General features: G+C 61.4%; 20 protein-coding genes. 16 read left to right on the forward strand and 4 right to left on the reverse strand.

The features are described from left to right. The first annotated feature begins 45 nt into the window (after window positions 1-45). The 9 genes from HYT87_12395 (at window position 46) to HYT87_12435 (ending at window position 8624) form a co-directional block, all read left to right on the forward strand. Window positions 46-576 carry a type 1 glutamine amidotransferase gene (locus tag HYT87_12395; GenBank protein ID MBI2060560.1) on the forward strand — a complete coding sequence of 177 codons (531 nt, stop codon included), beginning with the start codon at window positions 46-48 and terminating at the stop codon, window positions 574-576. Further along, window positions 573-1466 (forward strand): transketolase, encoded by an 894-nt coding sequence (locus HYT87_12400; protein ID MBI2060561.1) that lies wholly within the window; start codon window positions 573-575, stop codon window positions 1464-1466. The genes HYT87_12395 and HYT87_12400 overlap by 4 nt, the downstream gene beginning before the upstream one ends. Then, window positions 1444-2406 carry a transketolase family protein gene (locus HYT87_12405; GenBank protein MBI2060562.1) on the forward strand — a complete coding sequence of 321 codons (963 nt, stop codon included), beginning with the start codon at window positions 1444-1446 and terminating at the stop codon, window positions 2404-2406. Before HYT87_12400 ends, HYT87_12405 begins: the two co-directional genes overlap by 23 nt. 76 nt (window positions 2407-2482) lie before the next feature. Next, complete coding sequence (gene ftsE, locus HYT87_12410) at window positions 2483-3142, forward strand: cell division ATP-binding protein FtsE (protein MBI2060563.1); 660 nt, start codon at window positions 2483-2485, stop codon at window positions 3140-3142. Window positions 3143-3147: 5 nt separating this feature from the next. Then, a complete protein-coding gene (locus HYT87_12415) occupies window positions 3148-4041 on the forward strand; it encodes an ABC transporter permease (GenBank protein MBI2060564.1) in 894 nt (297 codons plus the stop codon). A gap of 152 nt (window positions 4042-4193) precedes the next feature. Continuing rightward, on the forward strand, window positions 4194-5369 hold the full coding sequence (locus tag HYT87_12420) for a peptidoglycan DD-metalloendopeptidase family protein (protein MBI2060565.1): 1176 nt from the start codon (window positions 4194-4196) through the stop codon (window positions 5367-5369). A 60-nt stretch (window positions 5370-5429) separates the two neighbouring features. Then, window positions 5430-6683, forward strand: a complete 1254-nt coding sequence (locus HYT87_12425; GenBank protein MBI2060566.1) for a S41 family peptidase — start codon at window positions 5430-5432, stop codon at window positions 6681-6683. A gap of 137 nt (window positions 6684-6820) precedes the next feature. After that, a complete protein-coding gene (locus HYT87_12430) occupies window positions 6821-7711 on the forward strand; it encodes a divergent polysaccharide deacetylase family protein (GenBank protein ID MBI2060567.1) in 891 nt (296 codons plus the stop codon). Continuing rightward, window positions 7683-8624, forward strand: coding sequence for a peptidyl-prolyl cis-trans isomerase (locus tag HYT87_12435; GenBank protein ID MBI2060568.1), 942 nt, complete (start codon window positions 7683-7685; stop codon window positions 8622-8624). The genes HYT87_12430 and HYT87_12435 overlap by 29 nt, the downstream gene beginning before the upstream one ends. A 100-nt stretch (window positions 8625-8724) precedes the next feature. Here the strand turns inward: HYT87_12435 and HYT87_12440 are convergent, their stop codons facing one another. The 4 genes from HYT87_12440 to HYT87_12455 form a co-directional block, all read right to left on the reverse strand. Then, window positions 8725-11034 carry a DNA translocase FtsK 4TM domain-containing protein gene (locus HYT87_12440; GenBank protein MBI2060569.1) on the reverse strand — a complete coding sequence of 770 codons (2310 nt, stop codon included), beginning with the start codon at window positions 11032-11034 and terminating at the stop codon, window positions 8725-8727. Further along, window positions 11031-11831, reverse strand: a complete 801-nt coding sequence (locus HYT87_12445) for an undecaprenyl-diphosphate phosphatase (GenBank protein MBI2060570.1) — start codon at window positions 11829-11831, stop codon at window positions 11031-11033. The genes HYT87_12440 and HYT87_12445 overlap by 4 nt, the downstream gene beginning before the upstream one ends. 86 nt (window positions 11832-11917) lie before the next feature. Next, window positions 11918-13222, reverse strand: a complete 1305-nt coding sequence (locus HYT87_12450; protein MBI2060571.1) for an acyltransferase family protein — start codon at window positions 13220-13222, stop codon at window positions 11918-11920. Window positions 13223-13230: 8 nt separating this feature from the next. Continuing rightward, the gene (locus HYT87_12455) at window positions 13231-14262 is read right to left on the reverse strand and encodes an NAD-dependent epimerase/dehydratase family protein (protein MBI2060572.1); all 1032 of its coding nucleotides are present in this window, start codon (window positions 14260-14262) and stop codon (window positions 13231-13233) included. 384 nt (window positions 14263-14646) lie between these two features. On the opposite strand from HYT87_12455, the gene HYT87_12460 reads away from it, so the two are divergent. Genes HYT87_12460 through HYT87_12490 form a run of 7 tightly spaced genes read left to right on the forward strand, consistent with a single transcriptional unit; the run spans window position 14647 to window position 19882 of the window. Next, window positions 14647-15495: a ParA family protein gene (locus HYT87_12460; GenBank protein MBI2060573.1), complete on the forward strand. Its 849-nt coding sequence runs from the start codon at window positions 14647-14649 to the stop codon at window positions 15493-15495. Next, a complete protein-coding gene (locus HYT87_12465) occupies window positions 15479-16363 on the forward strand; it encodes a ParB/RepB/Spo0J family partition protein (protein ID MBI2060574.1) in 885 nt (294 codons plus the stop codon). The genes HYT87_12460 and HYT87_12465 overlap by 17 nt, the downstream gene beginning before the upstream one ends. A gap of 42 nt (window positions 16364-16405) precedes the next feature. Next, window positions 16406-16828 carry a polymer-forming cytoskeletal protein gene (locus HYT87_12470; GenBank protein ID MBI2060575.1) on the forward strand — a complete coding sequence of 141 codons (423 nt, stop codon included), beginning with the start codon at window positions 16406-16408 and terminating at the stop codon, window positions 16826-16828. Window positions 16829-16837: 9 nt separating this feature from the next. Further along, window positions 16838-17272 carry a hypothetical protein gene (locus HYT87_12475; protein ID MBI2060576.1) on the forward strand — a complete coding sequence of 145 codons (435 nt, stop codon included), beginning with the start codon at window positions 16838-16840 and terminating at the stop codon, window positions 17270-17272. Between the two features lie 5 nt (window positions 17273-17277). After that, complete coding sequence (locus HYT87_12480) at window positions 17278-17790, forward strand: hypothetical protein (protein ID MBI2060577.1); 513 nt, start codon at window positions 17278-17280, stop codon at window positions 17788-17790. Continuing rightward, window positions 17778-18332 (forward strand): ATP synthase F1 subunit delta, encoded by a 555-nt coding sequence (atpH, locus tag HYT87_12485; GenBank protein ID MBI2060578.1) that lies wholly within the window; start codon window positions 17778-17780, stop codon window positions 18330-18332. Before HYT87_12480 ends, atpH begins: the two co-directional genes overlap by 13 nt. Window positions 18333-18373: 41 nt before the next feature. Further along, on the forward strand, window positions 18374-19882 hold the full coding sequence (locus HYT87_12490) for a F0F1 ATP synthase subunit alpha (protein ID MBI2060579.1): 1509 nt from the start codon (window positions 18374-18376) through the stop codon (window positions 19880-19882). Window position 19883 lies beyond the last annotated feature (1 nt).

Genomic DNA, 19883 nt, shown 5'->3' on the forward strand with positions numbered 1-19883 from the left:
CGCGGACTTGACCCCACATCGATCCTCCGCTACATAGAGGGGCAAATGAACCCGAGCTCATGCCGCGCCGCCATCCTGGTCGAGGATCTCTACCAGGACCAGGAAGTCTGGTATCCGCTCTTCCGGCTCAGAGAGGCCGGCGCCAAAGTCAGCGTCCTCGGAACCGGCTCGAAGACCACCTACGCCAGCAAGCACGGCTACCCCATTCAGGTGGACGGCAAAGTGGATGACGCCAAGGCCGGCGATTTTCAATGCGTCATTATTCCCGGCGGGTACGCACCCGACATCCTCCGCCGCTACGAAGGGGTCCTCCGATTTGTTCGAGACGCGGATCAACGGGAAGCCGCCATCGGTTCCATCTGTCATGGACCCTGGGTCCTCTGCTCCGCGAACGTCCTCAAGGGACGCCGCGCGACGTGCTTCCACGCCATCAAGGACGACGTGGTGAACGCCGGCGCCACGTACTCCGATGAAGAAGTCGTTGTGGACCGCAATCTGGTCACGTCCCGAAAGCCCGAAGATCTTCCGGCCTTCATGAGAGAGATCCTCAAGCTCCTGGAAACGAGGAAATCATGAGCGCGCCATCCCTTTCGCTGTCCGCCGTCCCCACGCCGCCCTCCTCTCATCGCCTGTCTCCACAGGATCTGGCCCTGCTGAAGAAAACCGCATACGAGCTCCGGAAGGATGTCGTCACCATGGTCTATCGCGCGAAGTCCGGCCATCCCGGCGGAGCGCTGGGGCATCTGGACGTGCTCTGGGTCCTCTTCGCCAAGTTTATGCGTCACGATCCGCGCAATCCCAAGTGGCCCGACCGTGACCGGTTTGTCCTCTCGAACGGCCACACCTGTCCCGGCATCTACTCGGTTCTCGCGCACTTCGGATACTTCCCACGCGAGGACCTCTGGACCTTTCGCAAAATGGGCAGTCATGTCCAGGGCCACATCTCCAGCAAGCACACGCCCGGCGTGGAGACCGACGGCGGATCCCTCGGCATGGGTCTCTCGCAGGGAAAGGGAATCGCCATGGCCACAAGGCTCGATGGACGGCCCTCCCGCGTCTACGTCCTCATGAGCGACGGGGAACAACAGGAGGGCCAGACGTGGGAAGCGGCCATGGGCGCCGCCCACTACAAAGTGGACAACCTGTGCGGGATCGTCGACTACAATCGCATTCAGATCGACGGCCCTCTTCCTCAGATCAAGGACGTCGCGCCCCTCGCCGCCAAGTACAAAGCCTTCGGATGGGAAGTGTTCGACATTGATGGGCACGACTACGAACAAATCTATGATGCCCTCTCCCGCTGCGGGGAGGTGCGCGGTCGCCCCTCCGTGATCATCTCCAACAACATCCCCGGTAAAGGAGTCTCCTACATGGAGAACACCTACAAGTGGCACCACGGCAGCCCCACGCCGGAGCAGTACGAACAGGCCATGAAGGAGCTCGATGCAGTTATCCATTCCCTCTAAGGAACAGGCCTTCACACGCGATGCCTACGGCGACGCCCTCGCCGAAGTCGGCGCCCTTTACAAAGACGTCGTCGCTCTGGATGCGGATCTCTCCTCCTCCACCAAAACCGCCATCTTTGGAAAGAAGTTTCCCGAGCGGTTCTTCAACATGGGCGTCTCCGAAGCCGATCTCATGTCCACGGCGGCCGGCATGGCCCGATCCGGGAAGATCCCTTTCGCCAGCACGTTCGCCATCTTCGGCGCCGGCAAGGCGTGGGAAATGATCCGCCAGTCCATCGCCTATTCCTCGCTGCCCGTACGGATCGTCCTGACCCACGCCGGGGTGACCGTCGGAGAAGACGGCGCCTCCCATCAAATGTTGGAGGATCTCGCCTTGATGCGCGCCCTCCCGAACATGACCGTGATCGTTCCAGCCGATGCCGTGGAAACCCGGAAGGTCATCCACGCCGTGGTCGATCTCCCCGGCCCGGCGTACGTCCGCCTCTCCCGCAACAAATCGCCCGTGTTCCTTCCCGCCGACTACGATTTCCACATCGGCAAAGCCACGGTCCTCCGGGAGGGCCGCGACGTCAGCCTCATCGCCTGCGGACAGCTCGTGTACCCCGCTCTGGAAGCCGCGGAAATCCTCCACTCGCAGGGTATCCAAGCACGTGTGGTCAATATGTCCACCCTCAAGCCCATCGATGCGGACACGATCGCAACCTGCGCCCGGGAAACGCGCGGAATCGTCACCTTGGAGGAGCACAACGTCATCGGCGGGCTCGCCGAAGCGGTATCGCGCGTGCTTGCCGCACGACAACCGGCCCGACTCCATCCCATTGCCGTGCAGGACCGATTCGGCCTCTCCGGCACGGCCGAGGAGCTTCTGGCCTTCTTCGGCTTCACGAAGGAAAAGATCGCCGAACAGACCCGCGCGTTCGTCGCCTCTTTGGGCGCCTGAAGCGCGTTTGCGTGTCATGCTGAATTCGTTTCAGCATCCGGAAACATCCTGAAACAAATTCGGGACGACACCCAACATGGTCCAACTCCACCACGTCTTCGCAGGATACGGAAAAGATTCTCCCGCCCTGCACGATCTCACCTTCAAGCTCGAAAAAGGGGAGTTTGTCTTTCTGACCGGACCGAGCGGCGCCGGGAAGACCACTCTCCTCCGGATCCTGTACGGCGATGTCCGACCCGCCGCGGGACAAGTCCTCGTGGGCGGCCGAAACCTGGGCCGGATTCCGCCTCGTGAAATTCCCTACCTCCGCCGCACGATCGGTGTGGTTTTCCAGGATTTCCAGTTGCTCCCGCATCGAACGGTCTTCGACAACGTGGCCCTCCCTCTCGAGATCCGAAGCTTCCCCCAAAGGGAAATCCATAGGCGCGTCACCGGAATCCTGAAGGTCGTGGGGCTCGCCCACCGTATGGAAGCTCCCGCGGAAAAACTCTCCGGAGGGGAACAGCAACGCACCGCCATCGCCCGAGCCATCGTCGGGGAGCCTTCACTTGTCCTCGCCGACGAGCCGACCGGCAATCTGGATGACGCGCTGGCCGCAGAAATCATGGAGCTCTTCGAGCGAATCAACTTCAAGGGCTCCAGCGTCATCGTGGCCACACACAACCGCTGGCTTCTTCAGGAATATCCCCGCCGGACGCTGACCCTGGACAAGGGCCGCCTCGAGGCCGAGAGCTGAAGATCATGGAGCGACTCCTATACTTCCTCGGGCGGACGTGGAGGCAACTCCGCTCGGCTACGGCCCTCAACCTTCTCAGCCTCCTGACCTTCGCGATCAGCATGACGATCCTCTCCGTCTACGCCCTGCTCTTCACCAACTTGTCCGAACTCACCCAGGTGTGGAACCGCCGGATCCAGATCCACGCTTACCTCAAGGACGGCCTCAAACCCGACGACGCTGAAGCCATACGCCACACCCTCCTCACCCTCCCGGGCGTGCGGGAGGCCGCCTACATCTCCAAGGATGAGGCCATCCGGGAGGTCCGGTCAAACCTCGGCGATTCGGCCAGCTTCCTCGAAGGGATCGAATCGAATCCATTTCCGGCCTCCTTTCAAGTCTCCCTCGAGCCCCGCTACCGGCATCCCGATCGCATTCGAGAGATCGTCGACCGCATCCGGCGCATGGAGGGAATCGAGGACGTCGAGTACGGTGAGTCCTGGGTCCGCAAGTTTTCCTCGATCCTCTCCATTCTGCGCGTGGGGGGTTATCTCCTCGGAGCGGCCCTCTTCATTGCCGTCGTCTTCATCGTCTCCAATACCATTCGCTTGTCCTTCCTTTCAAGAATGGACGAGATATCGGTCATGAAGCTCGTCGGCGCCACACCGACCTTCATCAAGATCCCTTTCTACCTCGAAGGGACCCTCCTCGGACTTGTCGGCGGTCTTTTGGGCCTGCTTTTCGCCTACGCCTTCTACGTGGCGACCAGTAATCGCATCGATGTCTCCCTCTTTCTTCTCCTGGGCGGTGAAACCTTCAGCTTCTTCACTCCCACAGGGCTGTCGGGCATACTCCTTCTGTCTTCCGGGCTGGGACTTCTCGGCAGCGCGCTCTCCCTCGCCCGCGCCCTGAAGTACTAGGAACATGTAACGAAATGGATATTCAGCCCAAGTCGTTCGCAGGCTTAAGCCTGCGCCTACCTCGGATCCACCTCTTGGGTAGCCGCGGGCCATGTTCAACGCCGCGCCATCCGTGGCGCGGCGACATATCATGGTCCCATACCCTCCGTGGCATGGGGCTTCAGCCCGCGTCCTCCAGGAATCTCTTGCAGACGTCATTCAACGCGGGACTATTCATGGCTCTCCTCGCCGTCTCAACGCCTCTCCAAGCCGAGCCGCCATCACGCACTCTTTCGGAACTGCAACGGGTCCAGAACGAAATGAAGGAGGTCCAGGACGTCCTCGGCCGAATCAATAGGGACGAAACGCGCATCCTCAAGGAACTGGAGGATATCGATCGGCGCGTCCAGACGACCCGCCGCGACCTTACACGCCTTCAGGGCGAATTGCGGCGCCGCACCCGCGAGGTGGCCGGGCTGAAGAAGGACCGGGAGAACCTTCGCAAAGGGCTCAGGCGAAAGGAAGTCGAGCTCACCCTCCGATTGCGGGCGTTCTACAAGTTTGGTAGGATGAGTTGGATCAAGATGATCCTCAATCCTTCCGATCTGGAGGTGATTCCTCGCCAAGTCAAATATATGGTTTCGCTCGCCGAGTACGACTCCAGCCGAATCCGGGGCTATCAGAAGGATCTGACCGTTCTCCGACGCAAGGAAGCCCGTCTGGAAGAGGCCAAGCAGGTGGTTGTCGTCCGCCTGGGCGAGCTTCAGCAGGAACAGAAGAAGCTCGACGCCGATCGGCGGAAGAAGGTTGCCATTCGCTCCGAACTCTCCGCCCAGAAGGAACTGAACCAGAAGCTGCTCAGTGAGTTGGAAAAGGCCGCACAAGAACTGCAACACATGTTCGATGTGTTCGACGCGCAGCCTCGTCGCGACACCGGATGCGACCTGGCCCAGGCCAAGGGCCGGCTCACCTGGCCCGTTCACGGCAGCATCGTCACCGGCTTCGGACCTCGATTCGATTCGTCCGCCGGTGTAACCCTTCATTCCAACGGCATCGAGATCGCCGCCGCCGCGGGCACCCAGGTTCGCGCCGTCTGCGACGGCCAGGTGATTTTCGCCGACTGGTTCCGCGGCTACGGACAACTCGTCATTCTTTCCCACGGAGACCACTACTACTCCGTCTATGGGCATGCCTCGGAACTCCTCAAGCAGAAAGGCGACCTGGTCGTGCAGGGCGAACCTCTGGCCATCACCGGAGAGAGCGGTAGCGCGTCCACGACGGGCGTCTACTTCGAAGTCCGCCACCGGAATTCCGCCATGGATCCGCTCGATTGGCTCACGGCGCCATGACCCCGCAACTCCGATGAAATCTCAAATCTCCAATCTGAAATCCCCGCTGCGGGGTGCACCTTGACCTCCCGTCGCGCCCTCTTCACGGTATTCATCCTTGCCGTGGGTCTCACCATGGCGCTCACTCCCGCGTGGATCGGTCCCTCCTTCCTCCGCGCGAAGGAAGACGACCACTACCAGAAACTCAAGATCTTCTCCGAAGCCCTCGACTATGTGGAGAAGAACTACGTCGAGGAAGTCGAGTTCGACAAACTCGTGGGCGGCGCCATCGACGGCATGCTCCGTTCCCTCGATCCCCACAGCTCCTTCATGAGCAAGGACATGTACCAGGAGATGCAGATTGAAACATCCGGCCAGTTCGGGGGACTCGGTATGGAAATCACCATGCGCGACGGCATCCTCACGGTCGTTTCACCCATCGAGGAAACACCCGCCTTCCGGGCCGGAATCCAGGCCGGCGATCGAATCCTGCTCATCGATAATGAGTCGACGGCCCAAATGAGCCTCATGGACGCGCTGAGAAAGTTGAGAGGGCCAAAAGGGGCAAAAGTCTCCCTCAGCATCATCCGAGAGGGCGTCGATGAGCCCAAGGCGTATACGCTCACCCGGGACATCATCAAAATCCAGAGCGTGAAATGGGCCGACCTCAACGACGGATACGGGTACCTCCGGGTTCGTTCTTTTCAGGAGGGCACGAGCAAGGAAATCGAGGCCGCACTGACCAAAATCGAGAAGAGTCCCACTCCACTGAGGGGCGTCATTCTCGATTTGCGCAACAATCCCGGCGGCCTGCTTGAGGAGGCGGTGAACGTCAGCGACCTGTTCCTTGAGGCCGGGGACATCGTGACGATCAAAGGGAGGCGCGTCGCCAAGAAGACGTACACGGCTAAGAACGACGGCAAGCATCCCGCCTTCCTCATGATCGTTCTCGTCAACAAGGGCTCCGCCAGCGCCTCGGAGATCGTGGCTTCCGCCCTGAGGGAGAACAACCGTGCCCTGCTTCTGGGGGCTCAGACCTTCGGGAAAGGCTCGGTACAGACCATCGTCCCCTTGGAAGACGGTTCCGCCATCCGCGTCACCACCGCCTTGTATTACACGCCCAAAGAACACTCGCTCCAGAACAAAGGGGTGATCCCGGACATTCAGGTGGACGAAAAGGAGCTGTATGCGAAGGCCGCCGGGGCCGATGGCAAGGGGCAGGATCAGGACGTCGTCCGCGCTTACGATCCCGCGCACGACCCGGTCGTGGGCAGGGCTCTGGAGCTCATCAAGAGCTGGGAGATCTTTTCAGCCGCTCTGAAGAAAGACAGTTGACCCCACCACCTGGAACGCCGCGCGAAGCGTGCAGGGGAGCAGCTTTAGCTGCTCCCAAGCAGGGAGGACCTGAAGGTCCTCCCCTACAGCAGGTGAGTATTGGGACGCACTCGGATCCCAACCCCCGGAGGGGCCCGATGACCGGCGGAAAGCCGATTCTCGCGCTGGGCATCATTATCGGGATCGCCGCGGGTGCCATTGGGGCACTGGCCCTCCATCGTCTTCTCGAACAACGGGAAGATCCCATCTCGGATTTCTCCTACCTGTTCGATCAGGATGAAGGGCCGCAGAGCACCGAGCTTCTGTTCGAGGGGTTCCAGGCGAGAGCCGAGACATGGTCCGCCCGCGCACCGAAGCCCGGATGGGCTTCCCCGCCTCTCCTTCGCCTCGTCGTCGATGACGTCGGTTACAACATCGATGCCGTTGATGTGCTCCTGAGCGCTTCCAATCAGATAACTCTGGCCGTCCTGCCCAATGCCCCGTTCCGTTCGGCGGCCGTCGATCGCGCCACCCGCGCGGGCGCATCCGTTCTCCTCCATATGCCCATGGAGGCCCATGATCGTTCGAAAAACCGCGAGCGGCCCATGCTCCTGACCTCCATGGAGGACCATGTGTTGGCCTCCGTTCTGGAGAAGTCCATCGCCGATCTCGGTCCGATCCAGGGTGTGTCCAACCACATGGGGTCACGCTTCACGGAAAACCGCCGGTCCCTGTCCCCCGTCATGGATGTCATCTATGCCCATCAGTTCTACTTCCTGGACAGTGTCACCTCGTCGCGAACCATCGCCTTCCAGGCGGCCCGCGCCCGGGGCATTCCTGCGGCCGCACGCGACATCTTCCTGGACGCCGATCACACCCCCGACGGCGTGCGCCGCGCATGGTCGGTGGCCATGCGAATTGCCCAGATCAAGGGAGATACCGTGGCCATCTATCATCCCCATCCGGCCACCCTCCACACGATGGCTCAGCTTCTCCGCCAATCTTCATCTCAAGTATCATATGCTCTTATTACGCCAACTCCTCATTAGTTCGTCGTTAACCGTCATCCTATTCGCCGGTTGTACAACCCACGGCCCGGGCAAGGACCGCTCACAGGAAGCCCTCGCGTGGGTCAACGACCAACCCATCCTGAAGCAACGCCTGATCCACGAGGTGGCTCAGGCGGGATTCAGGTCCCCCGACGAAATCGAAAAGATTCTTCGAAACCAAGCCTACGTCAACCAAGTCATCGCGAACCTGATCACCGAGGAGTTGCTCTATCAGGAGGCCGTGCGTCGATCGATTCGCCCCACACCCACCATGCCGCAATTGGCCGCTCAGGCGGACGCCTCAAAGGCGGCCCGGCCGAACGGGAATTCCCCGCCAACCCAGGCGAAGGGAAAAAAACGAGCCCCCAAGGGAGAGGAGGACGAGGTCAACATGCGGCGGCGGCTCATCGCCGCCCTCGTCGAGCAGGCTGTCGATCCGAAGATCCTCGTCTCGGACGGTGAGATCTACGCGAATTACACCGAGCACCTCGATGAATTTCGCCGCCCCGGCACCGTGCGGGCCCGGCAAATCCTCGTCTCTACACGCGAAGAGGCCCTGGAAATTCTCCAGACTCTGAAGTCCGGAATGGATTTCGCATCCGTCGCCCGCGAGAGGTCCATCTCCCCGGACGCGGAAACGGGCGGCGACCTCGGCTACTTCAGCGCGGATGAGACGCAGCCCGAAATTGCCCGGGCCTGCTTCGATCTCCCCGTCGGTGGAATCAGTCGCGAGGTGGAGTCCCCGTACGGATTCCATCTCTTCCAGGTGGTGGATAAAGTGCCTCCTCGAACTCTTCCCCTCGATGAGGTTCGCGAATCCATCACAACCCGCCTCCGGAAGCAGAAGCGGGAAACCATCTACCGAAACTGGCTGTCCGATCTGAGGAAAAAGGCGAAGATTACGCTGAAGTAGACCGCCTCCCGAGCTTCGCGCAGCCTGAAGGCCGCGGCTACCGGATGGGGAGAGGATCCTTGGTAGGCGCACCCTTTAGGGTGCGTCTTGGGATAATGCCCTAACGCGGCGGAACCGCCCCCTGCGTCTCCGGAATGATCCCTTCCGCCTTCATCTTTTCCACGAACCGCGCCGCGCGGTTGTATCCGATCCGGAGTCTCCGCTGAATAAATGAGGTCGAAACGTATCCGGCCTCCTTTACGATCTGCACCGCCCGCTCGTAAAGCTCCACGTCCTTGTCGTCCAAATCGTCCTCAAACATTTCCTCCTCATCCGCGGCCGGCCCGAACGATTCGGTAATGTACTGCGGCTCGCCCTGCTTCTTGAGAAAATGAGTGACTTCCTTGATTTCCTTGTCCGTTACGAGGGCGCCGTGGATACGGTGGACCTTCCCCCCCGTGGGCGGCTGATAGAGCATGTCGCCATGCCCCAGAAGATGCTCCGCGCCGCCCGAATCCATGATGGTCCGCGCATCCACCCGCGAGGTCACCTGAAAAGCAATGCGAGACGTGAAGTTGTTTTTGATGACCCCGGTGATGACGTCCACCGATGGACGTTGTGTAGCCACAATGAGATGAATGCCGGCCGCCCTCGACATCTGGGCCAGCCTTCCGATGCAATCTTCCACATCCTTCGCCGCGACAGCCATCAAGTCGGCCAGTTCGTCCACCAGGACGACAATGAACGGCAGGGGCTCAGGCTGCGCCGCGCCGTCCAGCTCCAACGACAACTGCTTGCCGCCTTTCCGGACCTTCTGGTTGTACGCCTCCAGATTCCGAACGCCCAGCTTTGCCAACAGGATGTACCGGCGCTCCATTTCGCGCACGGCCCACATCAATGCGAATTTCGCCCGCTTGGGCTCCGTGACCACCGGCGCCACAAGATGCGGGATTCCGTTGTAGCAGGAGAATTCCAACACTTTCGGATCGATCAGAAGCAGCCGCAAATCCTCCGGCGTCGCCTTGGCCAGCATGCTGAGAATCATGACGTTCAGGGAAACGCTCTTGCCTGCGCCCGTGGCTCCGGCCACGAGGAGATGCGGCATCTTCGCCAGATCCGCAACAAAAGGCTCGCCCACAATGTCCTTCCCGAGGGCCATCGTCATCGGGGAGGAGGCATTCTTGAACGCCTCCGACTCCAACATTTCACGCAGGTACACCGTCTGCCTCTGATGATTCGGGACCTCGATGCCGACGACGCCTTTCCCCGGTATCGGCGCCACGATGCGCACGTTCCCGCCACGAAGCGCCAAGGCAAGATCGTCCGCCAGCGCGGCAATTTGCGAAATCTTCACCCCCGGAGCCGGCTCGAATTCGTACATGGAAATAACGGGCCCCGGCTCGACGTGGACCACTCTGCCCTTGACCCCAAAATCCCTCAGTTTGTCCTCCAACAACTTCGAACTGGCCTCCAGAACCTTGGTGTCCACCTTCGCGGCATCGCCTCCGGGAGGCTCCAACAACTCCACCGGAGGCGCGGCATAGTTCCGGGCGACGGCCAAGCGCAGATGCTTCCTCTGCTTTGCGGGCTTCGGTTCCTCCCCGTCAACCTCCTCGCCTTCCGAATCGAAAGAAGATCCGCCCTCAACCGTGGGTTCTTCTCCTTCCATCGCGGACTCCTGCGCGACCGGCTCCCCTTCGGGGACGGCGTCTACGGTGGGCGACAGAGCGCCCTCCGGCTGAGCCAGAAGCTCCGTCGGCAGCTTGATGGACGGTCCCTGGGTCTTTTTCATCACCCCTCGCAGGGACCGCAGACCTTCCCACAGACGCCCCCCCACGGGCCTCGCCCCCTTCAACGCGCCGATCAGCATCACCACCGGGGAAACGCGCAAGTTCATCATCAGCGTCAGGGAACCGAGAAAAACGGTCAGCAGGATCGTCCCTGCCCGGTTGAGATAGTGTTCGAAAAATCGGCCCAGTCCATAGCCCAGCAATCCGGCGGGGAGGTCCATCCCCAGGAAAGGCGTTTTCAAGAGGGGCGTCATCAGATAGAGGCCCAGTGACAGCGAAAGAACCAGAAGCGTCAGCCCCCCCAAGGAGCCCGCCTGTGCCCGAAAACTGGAATTCAATACGAGCCGCAGGCCGCTCGTCACCAGCATGAGCGGGAGGATGTACGAAGACAGTCCGAAAAACTGCGCCAGAAGGTCCGCCCACGTCGCACCGACGATCCCCCCCCAGTTCAAGGCCTGCTCACGAAGAAATACCGGTGTGCTGGAGGAGAACGCAAACAACGAAGGGTCATAAGAGTCGTAGGAGGCCAACGCGATCAGAGTAAACGCTCCCGTGAGTATAAGGCCGACGCCCAGGATATTGCGCCGCAAGTCGAAGCCGCCCTCGGCGGCCCTTTTCTTCTTTGACCGATCCTCGCTCATGACGGCGAAAACGAATAATCCCAAATCAGGACGGCGGGAACGAGCGCCCACAGGTAGTAGCTGAACGCCTTCAATCGAGCGCGATGCGCGATCGCGTAAACCATCGCAATGCTCCCCACTCCAACCACAAACGCGGCCGTGGCCCCGGCCGCGTATACCGTTCCCTGTCCGGATCGGAAAACCGCGGCGAGGCTGGATGCGTGAAACACGTTGGCCCCCAGAATCGCGGGAATTGCCAGAAGAAAGGAAAAACTGACCGCCAAATCCGCTTCCAGTCCGAGGAGCAGTCCCGAAGCCAGCGTCATCCCCGAGCGCGACACACCCGGCAACAGGGCTACGGCCTGCGCCGTCCCGATGATCATGCTGTCCATCCACCTGACTTCAATTCGTCCGGCTTGAAGTTGCCGGCGATCGGCCAAAAACAGGACAGCTCCGGTGAATACGAATCCCCCCAGGACAACGCCCAGCGAGCTGAAAGCCGCCTCCACGCGTTCCCCCCACAGGAGGAACACAACTCCCGCCGGCACACACCCCAGGGCCAATTTCGCGCCGAACGTCCATCCCTGTTGCATGAACGCTTTGGAGCGCCTCCAACTGAAGATTCCGAAAAAGAGTAGGAGAGACAGAAGCGTGCCCAGATGGAGAAGGACCTCAAACTCGATCCCCCCGGATCCCCGTGAGAGGAAAAACAGTCGCTCCACCACCACGAGATGGCCGCTGCTGGAGACAGGGAGGAATTCGGTCAGGCCCTGGACTGCGCCCAACCAGACCGATTGAGAGTATGACATCACGTCCATGATGATACGGTGTTCTTCCTTAGTGCGCCCTCTGGGAGAAGAGTGTACCACACCCCCCCCGGAGCGTCAAATAAATTTCGCTTTGATTACCCGAAGAAGATCGACTTGCGGCGCTGGAGACGGTAGATGATCATGTTCTGGATCGCCGCGCGGACGCGCTCACTCTGGCGGTTCACAAACAGGTCATCGTCCACTGAGGCCTTTCCCCCGCTTGTCACGTCCACCTCCTCGCCGAAATCGATGGTCCACTTCGTGGGAAGCGGCACCAGGCCCAGTACGCCCAGCCACGGGAACGTGATCGTGATCGGGAAATACGGCACCCGCAGCAGCTTGGCCATGAAAGTCGACTTCGTGATGATCGGCGCCGTTTCCTCCGCGCCCACGACCGAAACGGGGAGGATCGGCGCGCGCGAGCGAATGCACAACTTGATGAATCCGCCGCGCCCGAATCGGGCGAGCTGGTACCGGTGCTTGTACGGTTTGCCGAGGCCCTTTACGCCCTCCGGATAGACCGCCACGAGTTGGTCGTGCTCCAGGAGCCGTTGAGCGTTTTCTTGACAAGCCCTCACGCCTCCAAACCGCGTAATGCCCGAACTCACGAATGGAAAATAGAATACGAAATCCTCGACGAGGAACCTCACCTCGCGCTGGGCCGGATGTTCCTTCCGGACGGCCAGCTTGGTCATCGCGCCGTCGAAGGGAAGCGTGCCCGAGTGGTTCGACACGAGCAGCGCGCGGCCCGTGCTCGGTATGTTCTTCACTCCGAAGGAATCGATCCGCCACCACCGATGGTAGAAGAAGTCCAGAACCGGCATCGCCAGATCCTCGAACACCGGATCCATGCCGAATTCATCCACCTCCTCGGAACGACCGATCATGCGCGCCTCGCGAAGGAACTGGCGCGCCGCGGAGAAAAGGTTGAATCGCGCCCCCTTGCGCGCCACGGAGATGATGCCATCCAGGAATCCCAGCCGCTTCTTGCGATCGCTCACCGGCTCCTGTTTCAATGTCCCCCGAACTTCCTCCGCGAGACGGTCCACCCGCTGCCGTACTTCCTTCTCCTTCTCCTGGACCTCCTCCTCCCAGCGGTGCCCATCCATCGCTTTCCGGAGCTGGCTCTCCAACCGGCCAAGGCGATTCAGAACATCCTGCTCGACCGTTTTCAGCTTCTGATCGAGCTTCCGGTCGATGACCTCGACGACTTTCTCGCCCTCCACCAAGGGCTCCAGCGAAAAGGAAGCGACGCCTGCCCTACCGGCGGCCGCGTTGCGGCCGTGCCCGTCGGACTTGTGCAACGGGCCTGCTCTCCGCCGAAACTCACGAATCGACTCCAGCGGACGTGCCGGTTCCGCCTGCACGGTCCCACGCCTCGCCCCTTCCGCTCGCGCCATGGATGGAGCTACTGGACCAGGTGGACGCGCCGAAGACGCTCGACACCCGCAAAAGCGAGCGCGGCGTCCTTGGTGGAGTACTTGGGAACAAACGACAATTTCTCCTCCGCCTTCGCGCCATCCGCCACACAGAGGTATCGATGATAATCGAGATGTTGGGCGGGAATGTCGGACATCCCGGAGATCCAAAGCGTATTGACCAGCGGATAGGCGGCGAAGTGGCTCACCGGAAAGTTGACCCGGCCCAGAAGCCGGATCACCGTCGACAAGGGCAGCACACCCTTACCCACAATGTTGTAGATGCCCGGCGCATCGATATCCACCACTCGGTTGAAGGCCTCGATCACATCCTCCTCGTGCACAAACTGCATAAGCGGGTCATAGCCGAGAAGCGTCATGATCACGAGACGCCGATAGTACTGCGTGATGAAATACTTGATCGTCGGCCCAAGGATCGGACAGTTGCGGAGGATCGTGACGCATTTGGAGGGGTTTTTCCGGACGAAGCGCGCCACCTGGCGCTCGACGTCCACCTTGTCCGACACGAACCTGTACCCCGGATTCGCTTGAAGCGGATGTTCTTCCGTCAGGTAGTTGGGATTCTTGGGATGGGCGCCGTACGCGAGGGTGCTGCCGCCCACGATCAGCTTCTCCACACCCTTCACCGCCGAACACGCGTGAAGGACATACATCGTGCCCACGCTCTCCAGTTCGTGACCGTAGGCCGTATTGTGCGCGGGGCTTCCCAGGAACGCCAGATGGACGAAGGTGTCGGCCCTCTCTTCCTCGAGGATCTCCGCCAACTTCGCGTCGGCCAGCGGCTCCGTCAGGTCCACCTTGTGGTAGCGCGCCTTCACACTCGTGGAGGGTGCGGGTTGCACATCGATCGCCACAATGCGTGAAATTGAGGGGTCAAGGTTGAGCCTCTGAAACAGGTTGGAGCCGATGAAGCCGTTGACTCCGGTGATCGCAACGACGCGGTTCCTGTGTTTCCTGCTCCGACCGGCGAGCTTGTGCTTCGCCTTGTGCGACTGATCCATGGAAGTGAGTTTCTCCGTCCCTCTTGTTGACGAACCTGTTCCCAGCCTTTCTTTCCAGCTATCAGGTTTGTAACGGTCCGTCAAATCGAGCCGTTCAGACCGGAACGTGGCGGCACGTCGGACCCCTTCACCCTCCGCAGGACCGTGTCTGCCCATTCCGGTAGGCGCGGGCTTCACGCCCCGTGCCACGGATGGTACGGGGCCATGCGATGCCGTGCGACATGCGGCCCATCCGTGGGCCGCTTCCGCTCACGGTACCGCGCCATCCTTGGCTGGTGTCGCCAGGCCCAGGAAGGCGCGGCATGGACCATGGCCCGCGTCTTTTGCGCAGGCTAAAGCCTGCGACTACCGCGCATCACCAAACTATGCTATGACCGCCAAAGAATGACTCCCGCCGCGCAAGAGAACGCCGCACCTGCTCCCACGACGACGCTCTCGCGCCGAATTTTCGCCGTAGCCAATCAAAAAGGAGGCGTGGGGAAGACGACCACCTCCATCAACCTGGGCGCCGCCCTCGCCCAGCAAGGCGTTCCCACCCTTATCATCGATACGGACCCACAAGGAAACACCACCAGCGGCCTCGGCATCGACAAGTCGGTCGCCCGAGATCACAACCTTTACCACGCCATCTGCGGACAACAGGACATCAACAACCTCATCGTCGAAACGGGAATCCCCGGCCTCGGATTGATTCCCTCCAACTCGGACCTCATCGGCGCCGAGGTGGAATTGGTCAATCAACTGGCCCGGGAAAAAATCCTGGGAAAACTCCTCGATCAACTTGCGGGCCCCTTCGCGTACGTCCTGATCGACTGCCCCCCCTCCCTGGGCCTCCTGACGGTGAACGCGCTCACCGCCGCCGGGTCGGTGATCATCCCCCTCCAGTGCGAATACTACGCGCTTGAGGGCCTCGCCCAGCTCCTGCGCACGATCAAACTCGTTCGCGAACACCTGAACCCGCGGCTCGACATCGAAGGCGTTCTCCTCACCATGTACGATGCGCGCACGAACATCGCCGATCAGGTGGTGCAGGAAGTGCGCGAGCATTTCAAGGGATATGTGTTCAACACGGTGATCCCGCGCAACGTGCGGCTGGCCGAGGCCCCCAGCCACGGCAAACCCGTGATGGCGTACGACGCGGCCAGCACGGGCGCCAAGTCGTATCTGGCTCTCGCCGCTGAAGTTCTGTCCAAGAACGGTGTCGGCTCCCATACGCATGAAGGACGAATCTAAATCCAGACCCGCCCGCGGCCTCGGCCGGGGCTTGGGCGCCCTCATCTCCGAGACCGACACCGAGGCTGGAGTCCGGCCTTCGCCGTCCGCATCGCCCCCTGCTTCCCCGGAGAGCGGCGTTTTCGCATGCCCCATCGGGCGAATCCGGCTCAACCCGCTCCAGCCCCGCGAGACCTTCGACCGCACGGCCCTCGGCGAGCTCACGCAAAGCATCAAAGACAAAGGCGTCCTCCAGCCTGTGCTTCTTCGGGCGAAGGACGACGGCTATCAGCTCATCGCGGGCGAGCGAAGGTACCGCGCCTCCGTCGAGGCCGGGCTCACGCACATCCCCGCGGTGGTGAAGGATGTGAGCGACCGTGAATCGCTCGAACTCGCCCTCATCGAGAATCTTCAGCGCGTCGACCTCAACCCCATCGAGGAAGCCCAAGGCTACCAGACCCTCATGGACGATTTCAGCCTCACGCAGGAAGACGTGGCCGGGCGGGTCGGGAAGGATCGCACGACGGTGGCGAACATGCTTCGACTGCTCAGGCTCCCCATCGAGATTCAGCAGGATCTCCGATCCGGCGCCCTGCAGGTGGGCCACGCGAAAGCCCTTCTCTCTCTTTCCTCAGCCGAAGATATGCTGCGGCTTCGTGACCGGATCCTGCAAGGCCGCGCCTCCGTTCGCCAGGCGGAACGTCTTGCGCGAAAGAAGAAACCGGCCGCGGCCGAGGGCGACCCGAACCTCAAGCAACTCGAAACCGATTTGCGGAACCACTTCGGAACGAAGGTGCGCATCGAAGACCGGAATCAGAAAGGTACCGTCGTCATCGAATATTACAGTTGGAATAATCTGCACAATATAGTAAAGAAGATACTCGCTTAGCGCCCGGGACCGGATGCGGAACCGGGGAAGGAGGTAGCGTCCATGTTTGCAAAAAAAGAGCCCACCAAACCCGCTACGGCGGATGAGTTCAACGCCCTGCTCGGCCGGGGCAGCGAGTTCGAAGGCAAGCTGGCCTTCTCCGGGACGGTCCGTCTCGATGGAAAGTTCACCGGCCAGGTCTTCAGCGAGGGGTTTCTGATCATCGGTGAGGAAGCCGTGGTCAAAGGCGATATCCGCGTCGATACCGCCATCGTCAGCGGCCAGGTGGAGGGAAATATCACCGCCCGAAGCCGCGTGGAGCTTCGCGGACCCGCCCGGCTCAGCGGCGACGTGGCGACGCCGGTCTTCGTCGTCGAAGAAGGCGTCACGTTCGACGGCCACTGCCAGATGACCGGAGGCAAGGCCAAAAAACACATGACGCTCATCGAAGGCCAGTCCCAGGAGAAGCTCACCGAAGCGAAGTAGCAACAGACTGTGCTCGATCTCAACCTCCATCTCTTTCTGACGCAGTCCCTTCCGGCAGCCGTTCTCTTTCTGCTGCTCATGTTCCTCCTGCGCCGGTTGCTCTTCACCCCCGCGCTCCACGCCTTGCACAAGCAGGACGACGCCCTTTCCACCCTTCGTCGCCAGGCGGAGGAGTCGCGACAAACCGCTCTTCGCCTTCAGGAGGAAATGCAGGGCGCATGGAGCCGCGCGAAAGCCGAAGCCTCTCAAGCCCGCGAGAAGCGACTCATCGAGGCGGGCACCCAAGCGGAAGCTGTCATCGAAACCGCCAAGGAGCAGGTGAAAGCGATCACCGTCGAGGCCCACGATCGAGCCGAGCGCGAGTCGGCCGGCATCCGATCCTCGCTCATGCCCCAGGTGGACTCTTGGGTGGGTCGCGTCATCGAACGGCTCCTCAATCCCTAGCGCCCATGGAGCACGAATCCAGCTCGTTCGCCCCGTTCATCTTTCACGCGGTCAATCTCATCATCCTCGTGGGGCTGTTTGTCTACTTCTATCTCAAGAAGGGCCGCGTCGCGGTGGCCGACGCGATCGCCAAAGCCGAGGCGGAAATGCTCCAGGCCGAGGAGGAGCTCCGCAAGGCCCGCGCGGAACTTGAGATCCACCAGAAAGAACACTCGGCCCTGCCGGCACGAACGGCGGATCTGCACAAGTCCTCCCGGGAGGCCGCTGAGCGCGAAGCCGCCCGAGTCCTCGAATCCGGCCGCGTCACCGCCGACTACCTCGTGGCCGAAGCGCGGCAGCACGGCGAATACCTTTCGCAACAGGCCGTCGACCAAGTCTTCCGAGAGGTGGCGGATGCGCTCGTCGAAGGAACCCGCAAGCGCCTCGGACCCGCGCTCACGCCGGAAGCCCAATCGCGCTTGGACGGATTCTTCCTCCGGCAACTTCCCAAACAGGCGGGACAGGCATGGACTTTGTAGCCGCCACCCGCTACGCGCGCGCGATTTTTCAGGCCGCAGAACGGGCGGGCCGGCTGGACCGCGTTGCGGAAGACTTCGACCGCCTTCAGGCCCATCTGGACCAGGATTCCCGCACCCAGTTCCTGCTCGTCTCTCCCATGATCCAGTCCAAGGCCAAGGAGAAGATCACCGATCTCCTCGGGGAGAAGCTCGGACTTGACTCCACCTCCGTTCGAAGTTTGAAGGTGGTGGCCGGCCACGGGCGCGCCGCGCTGCTGCCGCTCATCCTTTCCAAGTTCCGGAAAATGCGCGACCAACACGACAACCGCGTGAGGGTCGATGCGGCCTTCGCCCATGAACCCACCCCGGAGTCCGTGAAAAGTCTGTCCGCGGCGCTCGAGGGCGTTCTCAAGAAACACGTCGTTTGCGAGACCCGCGTGGATCCCGACCTTCTCGGCGGGATCCGGCTCAAGATAGAAGACACGATCATCGACGGCAGTCTGCGGTACCAACTGTCCCGTCTGCGGCAGGAGGTGGAATCGCGCCGGCTTCCCGCCGGATAGCCCCACCCGCACCGCGCCTCAATACCGCTCGGAGGATTCTCATGGAAATCAAAGCAACGGAGATCAGTCGGATTCTGAAGGAACAGATCGAAGGGTTCGCCCCGGAAATCGATCTGGCCGAAACGGGCACGATTCTGACCGTGGGTGACGGCATCGCCAAGATCTACGGCCTCCAGAAAGCGATGGCGGGCGAACTCCTCCAGTTCCCTCACGGGCTCATGGGACTCGTGCTCAACCTGGAAGAAGACACCGTTAGCGCCGCCGTCTTCGGTGAAGTGACCCATCTGAAGGAGAACGATCTCGTCCGCCGGACCGGTCAAATCGCCTCCGTACCCGTGGGCGATCAATTATTGGGGCGCGTGGTGGATCCGCTCGGGCAGCCGCTGGACGGAGGCCCGGCCATCTCCACTAAGGAAATTCGGCGCATCGAGCTGAAGGCGCCGGGCATTGTTCAGCGCCAGGGGGTCAAGGAGCCGCTCCAGACGGGGATCAAAGCCATCGACGCCATGATCCCCATTGGTCGCGGCCAGCGCGAACTGGTCATCGGCGATCGGCAGACGGGGAAGACCGCGCTTCTCGTCGACACGATCGTCAACCAGAAAAACGAGGACGTAAAGTGCATCTACGTGGCCATCGGTCAGAAACGGTCCACCGTCGCCCAACTGGTGGACAAGCTGAAAAAGTTCGGCGCCATGTCCTACACCACGATTGTCTCCGCGACCGCCAGTGATCCGGCGCCGCTCCAGTTCCTGTCGCCTTACTCCGGCTGCGCGATGGGAGAGTATTACCGCGATTCCGGTCGCCACGCCCTGTGCATCTACGACGACCTGTCGAAGCACGCCGTGGCATATCGCCAGTTGTCGCTTCTCGTCCGCCGGCCGCCCGGACGCGAGGCCTTCCCCGGCGATGTGTTCTATCTCCATTCACGGCTCCTCGAGCGTGCCGCAAAGCTCAGCCAGGCGAAAGGCGGAGGATCCTTGACCGCCCTCCCCGTCATCGAGACGCAGGCCGGCGACGTCGCCGCCTACATTCCCACAAACGTCATTTCGATCACCGACGGTCAGATCTATCTGGAGCCGGACCTCTTCTATGCGGGCGTCCGCCCCGCCGTAAACGTCGGCATCTCCGTCTCCCGCGTCGGCGGTAGCGCCCAGAACAAGGCCATGCGAAAAGTGGCCGGCGGTCTCCGGCTCGAACTCGCCCAGTACCGCTCGCTCGAAGCCTTCGCTCAATTCGGCTCGGACCTCGACAAGGCCACGATGGCGACGCTGAATCGGGGGCGTCGGCTGGTGGAAATCCTGAAGCAAGGCCAATACGAACCCCTCTCGGTCGAGCGCCAGATCCTGATCCTCTATGCCGGAACCAAGGGCTTTTCCGACAACGTTCCCGTGGACCAGGTCGCGAGATACGAAAGAGAGCTCTACAGCTACGTGGAAACGAAGCATCCCGATGTGCTGCCCGAGATCAAGCAGAAGAGGGATCTGGACGAAAGCCTGAGCAAGAAACTCGACGCCGCGCTCGGCGAATTCACGAAATCCTTCCTGGCGTAGC

Source organism: Nitrospirota bacterium, from assembly GCA_016180645.1.
In the GTDB taxonomy this organism is placed as follows: Bacteria; JACPQY01; JACPQY01; order JACPQY01; family JACPQY01; genus JACPAV01.

Bases quoted from the DNA above. Each gene is read 5' to 3' on its own strand.
- HYT87_12445 (MBI2060570.1), bottom strand. From the start codon at position 11,831: ATGGACGTGATGTCATACTCTCAATCGGTCTGGTTGGGCGCAGTCCAG.
- HYT87_12465 (MBI2060574.1), top strand. From the start codon at position 15,479: ATGAAGGACGAATCTAAATCCAGACCCGCCCGCGGCCTCGGCCGGGGC.
- HYT87_12450 (MBI2060571.1), bottom strand. From the start codon at position 13,222: ATGGCGCGAGCGGAAGGGGCGAGGCGTGGGACCGTGCAGGCGGAACCG.
- ftsE (MBI2060563.1), top strand. From the start codon at position 2,483: ATGGTCCAACTCCACCACGTCTTCGCAGGATACGGAAAAGATTCTCCC.
- HYT87_12405 (MBI2060562.1), top strand. From the start codon at position 1,444: ATGCAGTTATCCATTCCCTCTAAGGAACAGGCCTTCACACGCGATGCC.
- HYT87_12400 (MBI2060561.1), top strand. From the start codon at position 573: ATGAGCGCGCCATCCCTTTCGCTGTCCGCCGTCCCCACGCCGCCCTCC.
- HYT87_12440 (MBI2060569.1), bottom strand. From the start codon at position 11,034: ATGAGCGAGGATCGGTCAAAGAAGAAAAGGGCCGCCGAGGGCGGCTTC.
- HYT87_12455 (MBI2060572.1), bottom strand. From the start codon at position 14,262: ATGGATCAGTCGCACAAGGCGAAGCACAAGCTCGCCGGTCGGAGCAGG.
- HYT87_12420 (MBI2060565.1), top strand. From the start codon at position 4,194: ATGGGGCTTCAGCCCGCGTCCTCCAGGAATCTCTTGCAGACGTCATTC.
- HYT87_12395 (MBI2060560.1), top strand. From the start codon at position 46: ATGAACCCGAGCTCATGCCGCGCCGCCATCCTGGTCGAGGATCTCTAC.
- HYT87_12460 (MBI2060573.1), top strand. From the start codon at position 14,647: ATGACTCCCGCCGCGCAAGAGAACGCCGCACCTGCTCCCACGACGACG.
- HYT87_12480 (MBI2060577.1), top strand. From the start codon at position 17,278: ATGGAGCACGAATCCAGCTCGTTCGCCCCGTTCATCTTTCACGCGGTC.
- HYT87_12470 (MBI2060575.1), top strand. From the start codon at position 16,406: ATGTTTGCAAAAAAAGAGCCCACCAAACCCGCTACGGCGGATGAGTTC.
- HYT87_12490 (MBI2060579.1), top strand. From the start codon at position 18,374: ATGGAAATCAAAGCAACGGAGATCAGTCGGATTCTGAAGGAACAGATC.
- atpH (MBI2060578.1), top strand. From the start codon at position 17,778: ATGGACTTTGTAGCCGCCACCCGCTACGCGCGCGCGATTTTTCAGGCC.
- HYT87_12415 (MBI2060564.1), top strand. From the start codon at position 3,148: ATGGAGCGACTCCTATACTTCCTCGGGCGGACGTGGAGGCAACTCCGC.
- HYT87_12435 (MBI2060568.1), top strand. From the start codon at position 7,683: ATGCTCTTATTACGCCAACTCCTCATTAGTTCGTCGTTAACCGTCATC.
- HYT87_12430 (MBI2060567.1), top strand. From the start codon at position 6,821: ATGACCGGCGGAAAGCCGATTCTCGCGCTGGGCATCATTATCGGGATC.